11 protein-coding genes and 2 tRNA genes are annotated in these 12,333 nt (G+C 61.4%); 10 read left to right on the top strand and 3 right to left on the bottom strand.

The window, feature by feature from the left end; all coding sequences use genetic code 11:
* Positions 1–100 precede the first annotated feature (100 nt).
* From AEYBE204_RS24950 to AEYBE204_RS39345, 4 genes are all read left to right on the top strand, one after another.
* Positions 101–472 carry a hypothetical protein gene (locus AEYBE204_RS24950; RefSeq protein ID WP_023461140.1) on the top strand — a complete coding sequence of 124 codons (372 nt, stop codon included), beginning with the start codon at positions 101–103 and terminating at the stop codon, positions 470–472.
* A 61-nt stretch (positions 473–533) separates the two neighbouring features.
* Entirely contained in the window at positions 534–728 is a 195-nt protein-coding gene (locus AEYBE204_RS24945; RefSeq protein ID WP_023461139.1) for a hypothetical protein, read from the top strand.
* 124 nt (positions 729–852) lie between these two features.
* On the top strand, positions 853–2,193 hold the full coding sequence (gene gltX, locus AEYBE204_RS24940; RefSeq protein ID WP_023461138.1) for a glutamate--tRNA ligase: 1,341 nt from the start codon (positions 853–855) through the stop codon (positions 2,191–2,193).
* Positions 2,194–2,249: 56 nt separating this feature from the next.
* The gene (locus AEYBE204_RS39345) at positions 2,250–2,699 is read left to right on the top strand and encodes a DUF6265 family protein (RefSeq protein ID WP_023461137.1); all 450 of its coding nucleotides are present in this window, start codon (positions 2,250–2,252) and stop codon (positions 2,697–2,699) included.
* On the opposite strand, the gene AEYBE204_RS24930 is transcribed toward AEYBE204_RS39345, so the two are convergent.
* Entirely contained in the window at positions 2,700–3,308 is a 609-nt protein-coding gene (locus AEYBE204_RS24930) for a TIGR00730 family Rossman fold protein (protein WP_023461136.1), read from the bottom strand.
* 184 nt (positions 3,309–3,492) lie between these two features.
* Between AEYBE204_RS24930 and AEYBE204_RS24925 the strand changes: the two genes are divergently transcribed.
* Entirely contained in the window at positions 3,493–4,284 is a 792-nt protein-coding gene (locus AEYBE204_RS24925; RefSeq protein ID WP_023461135.1) for a hypothetical protein, read from the top strand.
* Between the two features lie 127 nt (positions 4,285–4,411).
* A tRNA-Asn gene (locus tag AEYBE204_RS24920) sits at positions 4,412–4,487 on the top strand.
* Between the two features lie 230 nt (positions 4,488–4,717).
* On the opposite strand, the gene AEYBE204_RS24915 is transcribed toward AEYBE204_RS24920, so the two are convergent.
* A tRNA-Cys gene (locus AEYBE204_RS24915) sits at positions 4,718–4,791 on the bottom strand.
* Between the two features lie 248 nt (positions 4,792–5,039).
* Here AEYBE204_RS24915 and AEYBE204_RS24910 point away from each other — a divergent pair.
* The 4 genes from AEYBE204_RS24910 (at position 5,040) to AEYBE204_RS24895 (ending at position 10,850) form a co-directional block, all read left to right on the top strand.
* The gene (locus tag AEYBE204_RS24910; RefSeq protein ID WP_023461134.1) at positions 5,040–5,669 is read left to right on the top strand and encodes a protein-L-isoaspartate O-methyltransferase; all 630 of its coding nucleotides are present in this window, start codon (positions 5,040–5,042) and stop codon (positions 5,667–5,669) included.
* Between the two features lie 184 nt (positions 5,670–5,853).
* Entirely contained in the window at positions 5,854–7,263 is a 1,410-nt protein-coding gene (locus AEYBE204_RS24905) for a TolC family outer membrane protein (protein WP_023461133.1), read from the top strand.
* Positions 7,264–7,521: 258 nt separating this feature from the next.
* Positions 7,522–8,058 carry a PopZ family protein gene (locus AEYBE204_RS24900; protein ID WP_031229868.1) on the top strand — a complete coding sequence of 179 codons (537 nt, stop codon included), beginning with the start codon at positions 7,522–7,524 and terminating at the stop codon, positions 8,056–8,058.
* A 92-nt stretch (positions 8,059–8,150) separates the two neighbouring features.
* Positions 8,151–10,850, top strand: coding sequence for a valine--tRNA ligase (locus tag AEYBE204_RS24895; protein WP_023461131.1), 2,700 nt, complete (start codon positions 8,151–8,153; stop codon positions 10,848–10,850).
* Between the two features lie 35 nt (positions 10,851–10,885).
* Here AEYBE204_RS24895 and AEYBE204_RS24890 read toward each other — a convergent pair whose 3' ends face one another.
* Positions 10,886–12,169 (bottom strand): hypothetical protein, encoded by a 1,284-nt coding sequence (locus AEYBE204_RS24890; RefSeq protein ID WP_023461130.1) that lies wholly within the window; start codon positions 12,167–12,169, stop codon positions 10,886–10,888.
* Between the last annotated feature and the right edge of the window lie 164 nt (positions 12,170–12,333).

Genomic DNA, 12,333 nt, shown 5'->3' with positions numbered 1-12,333 from the left:
TATTGCTGTTTTGGGGGAACAGGTGTCTGATACGATTTTGAGACTGGTGCCAAGCGATCCACACTGGCAGCCTCAGCCTGAGGCCGCACAAGCTGCACTGATGTGTCTCAACCAACTCTTGCCGCAAGCAGACGCCATCGAGGCGATCTTTGAGGATGACGTTCGCTTCTTCGATCCGGGCAGTAACTGGTCAGGCGTAACCTGCAATCTCTGTGGTGAAGATGCCGAAAGCTGGTTTTTCGATTCTATGGAGGCCGCCAGCGAATCCGGTTTTCGCGACCTGACGACGACCGCGCCCTGCTGCGGTGGCAAGGTCGATCTCAACCGCCTGAACTATGTCTGGCAATCGGCGTTCGGACGGTTTGCCATTGAAGTGCTGAACCCCGGCGTGGTGTTATTGTCCTCCGAACAGGTCGAGACGGTAAGTCGGGCGCTGCAATCGGATATAACCGAAGTCTGGGCTCACATTTGAACGCGTAATTGGGCTCAACCTGCGCTATACTGTCGTCGCGGGGACATCGCAGGAGCGCGCCATGACCGAGCGTTACGACCAGCCGTCCGATCTTATCGACCATTGTCTGAGGCCCCTGAGCCTCGATCACGAAAGCGCGGCCTTCGAGGAGGCTTGTATGCGCTTGAGCCACGTACTGGAGACTTATCAGCGCCGCCTGACCGACGCGGGGCAGCCTGTCGAGATCGATTTCGCGCGTATGGCTGAAACCGTTTAAATCCGGGCTTTAAAAACGAAGTCACAGGGCGTATGAGAGCCGAAATCTTTGTCGCGCATTTGATCCAAAAACCGCTACACACTTTTTGGAATGCGCTCGTTTCGTCTCAAGCTCCGGATACCTCATGACCGTCAAGGTTCGTTTTGCCCCTTCGCCCACCGGCCGCATCCACGCCGGCAATGTGCGCGCCGCGCTGATCAACTGGCTGTTCGCGCGCAAAAATCAGGGCGTCTTCGTGCTGCGTATCGACGACACCGATCTTGAACGCTCGACCAAGGAAAACGAAGACCTGATCGAGACCGACCTGACATGGCTCGGCCTCGAATGGCAGGAGCGCTACAATCAGTCGAAGCGCTTCGACATCTATCAGAAGGCCGCCGACGCGCTGAAGGCCGACGGGCGTCTCTATGCCTGTTACGAAACGTCCGAAGAACTCGACCGCCGCCGCAAGGTACAGTTGTCGCGTGGCCTGCCGCCGGTCTATGACCGCGCCGCGCTCAATCTCACCGCCGAAGAGAAGGCCGCCTACGAGGCCGAGGGCCGCCGCCCGCACTGGCGTTTCAAGCTGGAAGGCAAGCGCGTCGCCTGGGAAGATCTGGTGCGCGGGCACTGCGAAGTCGATACGACCTCGATGTCAGACCCCGTGCTGATCCGCGAGGACGGGGCGTTTCTCTATACCCTGCCGTCCGTGGTCGACGATATCGACATGAAGATCAGCCACGTCATCCGCGGCGAAGACCACGTCGCCAATACGGGCACGCAGATCGAGATTTTCGAGGCCCTTTCGGCGTTTTTCGGCGGTTCCCCGCTACCGACCTTTGCGCACATGACCCTGCTGGTCGGGGCGGACGGCGAGGGTCTGTCGAAGCGTCTGGGCTCGATGTCGATTTCCCAGATGCGCGAAGACGGCATCGAGCCGATCGCCATCACCTCGCATCTGGCCAAGATCGGTACGTCGGACCCGCTGGAGGTCGCGCCCTCGCTCGATGCTCTGGCCGAACTTCAGGACTTCGACAAGATGGGCCGCGCCCCGGCGCGCTACGACTTCGACGACCTGATGCGTCTGAATGCGGCGGTGTTGCAAGCCATGTCCTATGCCGAGGCGCAGCCGCGTCTCAAGGCGCTAGATGCCGATCTGGGGGAGCTCTTCTGGGATACGGTCAAGGCCAACCTGCACAAGTTCGCCGATGTTACCCTGTGGGCGCAGGTCGTTGGCGGTGAGATAGAGGCCACCATCGAAGACGCTGCGTTTGCCGCCAAGGCGCTCGAACTGCTGCCCGCCGAATATACGCGCGAGAGCTGGAGCGCGTGGACGGCGGCGATCAAGGACGCCACCGGCGCCAAGGGCAAGGCTCTGTTCATGCCGCTGCGTCTGGCGTTGACGGGGCAGTCGCACGGCCCGGACATGGGCGCGCTCAGCTTTCTGATCGGGCGCGATACAATCGCCAGGCGTCTGCAAGGCTGAACTGGTCAGTGACGCGAAAATGACCTAACCTACGTGACCGGTTCACGGAGGCGGCCATGAAATATCTTATAGTTGCAGGACTTTTGCTCAGCGGCAGCGCTCAGGCACAGACCGTGGTTGATCTGTCATGGCTGACCGGCTGCTGGGTGCAGGACAAAGGCGCGCGAAACATCACCGAGCACTGGACGCCCGCCGACGGTGGTCAGTTGTTTGGCATCGGGCGAACCTTCTCGGCGGACAAGGTGCTCAACTACGAATTCATGGTGTTGGGACAGCGGGACGGGGTGCTTACGTTCACGGCGTATCCGTCGGGGCAGGCCGGAGCATCCTTCCCGCTGAAAACCTACAAAGACGGCGAGGCGGTATTCGAAAATGCCGCCCACGATTTCCCGCAGCGCGTCATCTATAAACGCGGTGAAGGCGGCACAATGAGCGCCGCCATCGAAGGGACGATCAAAGGACAGGCGAAACGGATCGATTTCAGCTACGTCACCTGCCCGAAATAATTACAGCACCTTACGCGTATCGATATCCTCGTCATGGGTCGAAAGGTCGTTGATCGCGCCCAGAATTTCCTCGACCGTATCGACGCTCTTATAGGTGTTGAGGAAGCTTTTCGGCGTGAAGTTCGTGTCGATGGTCGCCTCGACCAGTTTGAAGAACGGCTCCCAGAAACCGCCCGAATTGAGGAAGATGATCGGCTTCTTGTGCAGGTCCAGCCGTCGCCACGACAGAAGCTCGATAACCTCTTCCAGCGTACCGACGCCGCCGGGGAGCACAACAAAGGCGTCGGATTCCTCGAACATCATCATCTTGCGTTCGTGCATAGACTGCACGACGACGGTTTCAACGTCGTCATAGAGACGTTCGCGCGACATCAGGAACTGCGGCATGATGCCCAGCACCTTGCCGCCCGCTTCGTGTGCGCCGCGCGCCGATTCGCCCATCAGGCCGACCCCGCCGCCGCCATAGACCAGACGCAGGCCGTTGCTGCCCAGAATCTTGCCCAGCGCGAAGGCTTCGTCCTTATAACGCTGATCGACCGCGTCGGACGATCCGCAATAGATGCAGACGGACAGGACGGGACGGCGGGGGGCGGGCGAAGCGTCGGGCATACGGGTATTCCTCGGTTACGGTCGCCGCGAACAGAGGCGGCGGATAGGACTTGATCCTGAAGGTGATATGATCTTAGGGTCGATATAATTAATGAAAATAAAAGCGTGCTTTTTTGTGGTCGGTCTTCAGGTTAAGCCCGGAAGGCCGTATCCGACAAGCGCTTTATCAGATCGGCCCGGCTCAATGATATCCCGCAAAACCTGCCTTGTCCTGCTCAGCCTGACCCTTGCCGCAGGCGGTCTGTCGGGCTGCGGACAGAAAACCCCCGAACAGAAAGAAGAGGCGGCCTACGATTCCAGTGCGCTAGGCTATGAAAAGACTCCGGAGGTCACGTCCGTGGCCGTCACCGCAGCGGGCGATTTGCTGGTCACCGGCACCGCCGTGGCCGAAGGGCGTGTACGTCTGACCAGCCTGTCGGGGCAGGCCTATGGCGTGACCGCGGGCCGGGACGGGCGTTTTCAGGCCAGCCTGCCGCAATCGCCGGGCGGCAGCCTCTACGACCTGGCCATGGAGCAGCAGGGGCGACTGATGAAGGCGGAGGGTAGGCTGTTCGTGCCGCCCGCTGGCGATATAGACGAGCCGCCGCGCGCGGTCTTCATGCGGGTGGGGGCGCCAGGCCTGCCTTTGTGGCCGCAGGCGCCGTTGCTGGCGGTGGCCGATTACGACGCGGGCGGCGCTCTGGCCATATCGGGCCGGACCGAGAACGATGCCATGGTCGATATCGAACTGAACGGTCAGAAGGCCGTCGAGGTGCGGGCGGGCGCGGATGGCGTCTATACCGCCCTGATCCCGCTGGAGGCTTCGGTGATCGGGCAGCGACTGGTGATCGGCGTCCGGTCGCGGCAGAAATATGTGACTCATCCGCTGACCCTGCGGGCGCCTCATGCGGTACCTTCGGTGGGGATGCAGGACGGCCTGTGGTACATCGACCGCCCGCTGGTCGGCGGCGGCACCCAGGTAACGGTCGTTTTCTGATTTCTGCGAAGGTACCTGATATCCCACACGAATGCGGGGAAAAGTTCAAATTGGTGGATAATTTTCAGCTTAAGGCTTGCGCTCCCGGCGGAACCCTTGCTATAGGCCCGTCCTCGCTGCTGAACATTCCCCGGTAGCTCAGTTGGTAGAGCAGTCGACTGTTAATCGACTTGTCACAGGTTCGAGTCCTGTCCGGGGAGCCAGCACCGTCACAAAAGCCCTGAACCTCGGTTCGGGGCTTTTTGTTTTCTCATCATCCTTTTCTCCGCAAAGAAAAAGCCCGAACAGATGCCCGGGCCTTGAAAGTTTGGTGATGGTGGGTGTCTTCAAAAAAGCAAAGACAGGACTACTTCGCCCGATTTGGGTTAATGCCGCGTTAACGTTGCGACTCCCGTTATGGGAAAGCGTTTCTTTTATATATGGAGGCGGCGGTTGGAGGCCTGACCCGGAGTCGAACCGGGCTACACGGATTTGCAATCCGCTGCGTAACCGCTCCGCCATCAGGCCTTACCTGAAAACACCGGGGATGAAGCAGGTGCGGTTATCCATCCCGATGCGCGATCCTGAAACCGCGAGACAGCCCTGCTATCAGATGATTCCGGCCGCTTCAATGCGTTCGTCGAATTATTTACAGGAAAAAATGCCACAGGCGGCGATTTCGACGCCAATCCCTTGTGCATCGCATTGAAGCGGCGCGCGCAAACGCCTATAAGCGCAGAATCTTAATCCGTAATTGCATCAAGGCCCGGACCCCAATGGACTATTTCGCCGCGCGTCAGAACATGGTTGAATCTCAGGTGCGCGTGAATGACGTCACCGATCCGGCGCTGCAAAAGGCCATGCGCCATATCGAGCGCGAGCGTTTGGTCGCGCCGGGGCAGGGTTTTGCCGCCTATGGTGAGGTCGAGGCGTCTGTCGCGCCCGACCGGGCCCTGATGAAGGCGCGCGATATCGCCAAGCTGCTGCATGCCGTTAAGCCCGTCGCCGGTCAGTCGGTTCTGGCCATCGCCGCCCCCTATGCCGCTGCGGTGCTGAAACACGCCGGTCTTGATGTGACCGCACAGGAAGCCGATGCCCGCGTACAGACCGTGGTCGAACCCTATCTCAAATCGCTGGGCATCAAGCTCGTCACGGCGGACCTCAAGACCGCTGCCGAGGGGCAATACGACATTATTATCGTCGAAGGCGCCGTGGCCGAAGTGCCCGAAGCGTGGCTGGCCGCGCTCAAGCCGGGCGGTCGTCTGGGCGTCGTCGTGCGCGAAAACGCCGTCGGTCACGCCAAGGTCTTTACCCGTCTGTCGCACGGCGTTTCCGAGGCCCACAGCTTCGATTCGAACCCGTCGCTGCTGCCGGGCTTCGGTAAAACGTCGAGTTTCGTGTTTTAAAGGCACCGTTTGCGCGAAATCGTTTCAAAATATTCCAATGTGAAAAAAGCGTAACTCGCCAAACCCCGTGCGTTCTGGCAGGGTGCGGCGATAGTCTTCCGAGGGGGCGCGACGCAAACGGGTCATGCGATGGCATGGCCGCCGGGCGGGGGTGCGGTCCTTCTTCTTCAAGGGAACCATTTTGATGCTTAAGCTTTCGCGCCTGCTGCTGGCCGGTCTGTCGTTTACCGCGCTGATGGGGACGGCGCTGCCGGTATCGGCGGAGTCTCTGGCCGACGCAATCAGCATGGCCTATGCCAGCAACCCGACCCTGCAACGCGCCCGCGCCCAGCAACGCGGCACCGACGAAACCTATGTGCAGGCGCGTTCCGGTCTGGGGCCGACGCTCGATGCCGGGGCCAGCGTCGACTATAGCGATATTCCGTCCGGTGCATCGGGCCGTTCCTCGACCAGCCTGAACCTGAGCGCCAACCAGACCCTGTTTGCGTCGGGCGGTCTGTCGTCGGGCGTCAAGGCGGCCGAGGCCGACGTGCTGGCCGGTCGTGAGGATTTGCGCGCGGTCGAAGCCCAGGTGCTGGGCGACGTGATCAGCGTCTATACCGCTGTCCGCCGCGATCAGGAAGCCCTGCGCATCGGGCAGGAAAGCTACAACGTCTTGAAGCGTCAGCTGGACGAAACCAAGGCGCGTTTCGATGTCGGCGAACTGACCCGTACCGATGTGGCGCAATCCGAAGCCCGTCTGGCCGCATCCTCGGCGTCTCTGGCGCGGGCACAGGCGCAACTGGACGTCAGTCGGGCGCAATACGTCGCCATCGTGGGGCAGGCGCCCGTCGCGCTCGATGCCACGCCGGAACTGCCTAACCTGCCGACCAGCTTCGATCTGGCGCTTGATCGCGCCGAAAACAACAACCCGCAACTGAACGCTGCCAAGTGGGCCGAGGCCGCCGCCAAGGCGCGCGTGTCTCAGGCCAAGTCAGGTCTGGGGCCGCGCGTGACTCTGGGGGCCGGTTACGGTGCCAGCGCGCCGACCAGCGATTTCAACGACCTCGACAGCCGTGACGCGGCGACCGCGACCCTGCGCTTCACCGTGCCGCTGTTCAGCGCCGGTTATAATTCGTCGCGCGTCCGTCAGGCCTCGGAAGGCTATAATGCCCAGAAGATCAGTGTCGAACTGGCGCGCCGCAATGTGGTGCAGGACGTATCGACGGCCTGGGCCAATATGACCGCGGCCCGGTCGGCGACGCGCTCCAATCAGGAGCAGGTCCGTGCCGCTCAGGTCGCTGCCGAAGGCGTGAAGTACGAGCAGCAGGTCGGCCTGCGCACCAATATCGAGGTGCTCAATGCCGAGCAGGAACTGCGGTCGGCGCAGCTGGCGCTGATCGACGCCCAGCGCGCCGAATACGTCGCGGCCGCGCAGCTTCTGGCGGTGATGGGTGACCTCAATGCGACGACCCTGACGCCGGGCGTCGAGGTCTATGACCCCGCGAAAAACTTCGACTCGGTCAAACGCAAGGGCTTCACGCCGTTCGAGCCGGTGATTCGCGTGCTCGATGGCGCCGCCGATTCGTCGGGCGAGATCATCACGACCCGCTGAGTGGGGCGCTGATTTGCCGAAATTCGAGCGAAAACAACAGGGCGGTGGCGGGGCAACCCGTTGCCGCCTTTGCGATTCAGGGCGGATTTATCTCTTGTTAAGTATAAATGTGCTTGGATAGTTGCGAATACAGACGGCGGGTTGGAAAAATAACCTGTCAGGCGAAATTCCAGGGCGAAAACACCGCTTAACAGTTGCCAAAAACCCCTAAGCCGTGTCTTTATGGCACACTAATTTCCCTTTCGAGCGATTCATCACATGTCCGAGACCGCCCACGAACCCACTATGGAAGAGATCCTCGCCTCGATCCGCCGGATCATTTCCGAGGATGACGCGCCGGAAAAGGCTCAGCCTGAGCCGGAACCCGAAGTGGAAGCGGCCGCCCCGGAGCCTGAAATCGAGCCGGAACCCGAAGTCGAGGAAGAGGACGACGACGTTCTCGAACTGACCACGCCTTATATTGCCCCGGCCCCGGCCGTGTCGATCGGCGACATCGACGCCTTTGACCCGACCCCGGCACCCGCCCCGAAAACGGCCCCCAAGCCTGCACCGAAGGTCGAATATACCCCGACCGAGCATCTGGTGTCGGAACGCACCGTGGCCAGCGCCGTCTCGGCCTTCGGTCAACTGACCTCGGGCAGCCTGCTGCCGAAGGAAGGCCGCACGGTCGAGGACCTGCTGACGGAAATCCTGCGTCCGATGCTGCAAAACTGGCTCGACGACAACCTGCCCGCCATCGTCGAAACGGCGGTGCGCGAAGAGGTCGAACGTCTCGCGCGTCAGGCGCGTCGTTAAGTACCGAAATTAAACGGTTTTACCTGTTACCGGAGCGGCGTCTTGTGCTAAGACGCCGCTCTTTCCGTATCTGAATAGCCCCAAAAGCGATCATGTTAGACAAGACCTTCGATCCCAAATCCGCCGAGCCCCGTCTGTACGAGATGTGGGAAAATGCCGGCGCGTTCAAGCCGAGCGAAGACGAGGGGGCTGAGCCGTTTTCGATCGTTATTCCGCCGCCCAACGTAACGGGTTCGCTGCACATCGGGCATGCGCTGAACAATACGCTTCAGGACGTGCTGACGCGCTTCGAGCGGATGCGCGGCAAGGCGGCCCTTTGGCTGCCGGGCACCGATCACGCGGGCATCGCGACGCAGATGGTCGTCGAGCGTCAGTTGGCCGCAGGGAATATCAGCCGCCGCGACATGGGCCGCGAAGCCTTCGTCGAGAAGGTGTGGCAGTGGAAGGCCGAATCGGGCGGCACCATCGTCGGGCAACTGCGTCGTCTGGGCGCGTCGTGCGACTGGTCGCGCGAGCGCTTCACGCTGGATGACGGTCTGTCGGACGCCGTGCGCAAGGTCTTCGTCACCCTGCACAAGGAAGGCCTGATCTATCGCGACAAGCGTCTGGTCAACTGGGACCCGCATTTCCAGACAGCGATTTCGGACCTCGAAGTCGAACAGAAGGAGGTCGACGGACATTATTGGCACTTCGCCTATCCGCTGGCGGATGGGGTGACGTTCCAGTATCCGGTCAAGGACGAAGAGGGCAACGACAGCTTCGAGACGCGCGACTATATCGTCGTCGCAACGACGCGGCCGGAGACCATGCTCGGCGACACCGCCGTGGCGGTTCATCCCGAAGACGAGCGCTACAAAGACCTGATCGGCAAGGAGGTTATCCTGCCGATCACGGGTCGTCGCATCCCTATCGTCGGCGACGACTATGCCGACCCGACCAAGGGGTCCGGCGCGGTCAAGATCACCCCGGCGCACGACTTCAACGACTTTCAGGTCGGCAAGCGTCACAACCTGCCGGTCATCAATATCCTGACGGCGTTCGCGACGCTGGATGAGACCGTGCCGGAGGATTATCGCGGCAAGGACCGTTTCGTGGCGCGCAAGGACATCGTTGCCCGCGCCGAGGTCGAAGGCTGGCTTAAAGCCATCGAGAAGACCAAGCACATCGTCCCGCACGGCGACCGTTCGGGCGTGGTCATCGAGCCGTTCCTGACCGATCAGTGGTACGTCAATGCCGGTGAACTGGCCAAGGAAGCGCTGGCCGCCGTCGAGGATGGCCGCACGGTGTTCGAGCCGAAAAACTGGGAAAAGACCTATTTCGAATGGCTGCGTAATATCGAGCCGTGGTGTGTTTCGCGTCAACTGTGGTGGGGGCATCGCATCCCGGCGTGGTTCGGTCCGGACGGCCAAATCTTCGTCGAAATGTCCGCCGAAGAGGCCAGTGCTGCCGCCGCGACGCATTACGGTAAGGCCGTCGAACTGACGCAGGACGAAGACGTTCTCGACACCTGGTTCTCGTCGGCCCTGTGGCCGTTCTCGACCATGGGCTGGCCGGAACAGACGCGCGATCTGGAACGCTTCTACCCGACCCACACGCTGGTTACCGGTTTCGACATAATCTTCTTCTGGGTCGCCCGGATGATGATGATGGGCCTGCATTTCACCGGCAAGGCCCCGTTCCAGCGCGTCGTCATCAATGCCCTCGTCCGCGACGAGAAGGGGCAGAAGATGTCGAAGTCCAAGGGCAATGTCATGGACCCGCTCATCCTGATCGATGAGTTCGGTGCCGATGCCCTGCGCTTCACCCTGACCGCCATGTCGGGGCAAGGCCGGGACATCAAGCTGGCCAAGCAACGCATTGAAGGTTATCGCAATTTTGGCACCAAGCTGTGGAACGCCCACCGCTTCGCCCAGATGAACGAATGCGCCGCGCCCGCCGGTTTCGACCCGGCCAACGTCAAGCTGACCCTGTCGCGCTGGATCCGGGGCGAGACGCACAAGACCGTCAAAACCGTCACCGAAGCGCTGGAAGCCTGCGCCTTCGACGACGCGGCCAATGCCCTGTACCGCTTCGTGTGGAACGTCGTCTGCGACTGGTACGTCGAATTGTCGAAGCCGATCCTCAATGGCGATGACGAGGTCGCCAAGGCCGAAATCCGCGCGACGACGGCGTGGGTCCTCGATCAGTGCTTGATCCTGCTGCACCCGGTCATGCCGTTCCTGACCGAGGAACTGTGGCAGGCGACGGACGGCCGCGCCAATGCCCTGATCGTCCAGTCGTGGCCGACCTACGACGCGGCGGCCATCGACGCGGCGGCGGACACGGAAATTAACTGGCTGATCGACCTGATCTCGGAAGTCCGTTCTGTCCGGTCGGAAATGAACGTGCCGGGTTCGGCCAAGGTGCCGCTGACCCTCACGGGGGCTTCGGCGCAGACGCAGGGCTGGCTGGAGACGCACCGCGACCTGATCCTGTTCCTCGGCCGTCTGGGCGAGGTCACCACCGCCGAGGCCGCGCCGACGGGCTCGGTGCCGTTCGTCATCGCCGAATCGACCGGTAATCTCAGCGTGGCGGAGTTTATCGACCTCAAGGCCGAGGCTGTGCGTCTGGACAAGGCGATCGCCGACTTCACCAAGACGATCGACGGCACCAAACGCAAGCTCGACAATCCGGAGTTCGTCAAAAAAGCTCCGGAAGAGGTCATTACCGAGAATCAGGAGCGGCTGAAGGACGCCGAAGACGGTAAAGCCCGTTTATCGGTCGCTCTGGAACGCTTGAAAGCAGCCATATAAACCAAAAAGCCTCCCCGAACCGGGGAGGCTTTTTCTTATTCGGCAGCGGTGACCGGGACCGGTGGCCGGAACGCGGGCAGGGGAATGTCGCGCACGGTCTGCATGAAGCGGTGACGCCGGACCCACAGCAGCAGCCCGCAACTGAACAGCATGACCATCTCGAAGGCCAGCCCCGACATCGGGATAATCGGCAGAGCATTGGCGTCCCATAGATTGATGAACAGGATCAGGGAACACAGGGCCAGCAAAACCCAGGACAGGGCATTGTACCAGCGGCGACCGGCCTGACGGCACAGGCTGACCATGATGACCAGACACGGCGCGATGTAGAGGATATCATAGTCCATCAGGCGCGGATTAACGAGTTGGGCGACCCCAAGGCCGAAGATGATGCGCTCCATATTGGTCAGGCGCCCGAACTGCACCATCAGGAAACCGGCTCCGGCGATCAGCGCGGTATGGACGGCGGCCAGCGCCACGGCGACCGGGGACTGCGCCGTCAGGTCGAACCACGCCATCCATGAGAAGAAACCGATGCCGGGCTGATCGGTCATGACGATCTGTTGCAGGCTGGTGCGCCAGTCGTCGGACAATCCACCGGCGGTTTTCATCAGCAGGACATAGGCCCCGACGCCGAGAACCCCGGAAACGGCACCGCCAAGGATGCGATCCTTAAGCGGGCGGTTCTGATAGAGTAGGACGAGCAGGCAGGTCAGCAGGGTCGGTTTGAACAGGGCGCCGAAGATGACGGCGGCAACGAAGGGCCAGCGCCGCCGGTCGAGATCGAAGGCCGTCAGCAGGATCAGGGCGTGCAGGATGATGCCGATATTGCCCGACGCGATGCTGCTGCCGGTGAGAACCGCATAGACGGGGATACGCAGAAGGGGCGAGGCCTTGGGGAAGGCGCGAATCATGCCGGCCCAGCCGATGAAGGTCAGGGCGGCGCCCAAAATCAGCAAATACAGGGTTTTCGATAGGTCGTGGCCCAGTGTTTCGACGACCGGGGCCATGACCTGCGCAATTTGCGGCGCATAGACATAGGGTGTGGCGTTCATGCCGTCGCAAAACGGCGTCAGGCTATAGGGCGACAGGCCCTTGCCCACCGTATCGGCGGCGCAGGCATAGGCGTCGTAATCAACCAGCCAGGGTCGGTCCTTAATGATGCGTCCGACAAGGCCGCTGCTCAGGGGCAAGGTGAAAAGGGCGATCAGCCAGCCCAGCCCGTGGGCGGCGACGGGCTGGTGCTCCAGCCAGTTGATAGCGTTACGCGTGGTCAGGCGGGACGCCGCCTGTTGGAAGCTTACTGATAACTGCGACACCCGGGTCCCCTGCATATCCGAGAGGGCCGCGGTCCATCTGCGACACTCCGATGAGGCCGGATAGAGACAGGGCAGTGGGGTGGAAATAAGGGGGAAATGCGTCGAGTTTTTTAGAATCGGCGTCTACATTTCGCCGTATTCTCCTTTGGGAAATTTTAATTTTT

The organism is Asticcacaulis sp. YBE204 (genome assembly GCF_000495855.1).
GTDB lineage: Bacteria > Pseudomonadota > Alphaproteobacteria > Caulobacterales > Caulobacteraceae > Asticcacaulis.
This window is presented reverse-complemented; position numbering and strand designations above follow the sequence as displayed.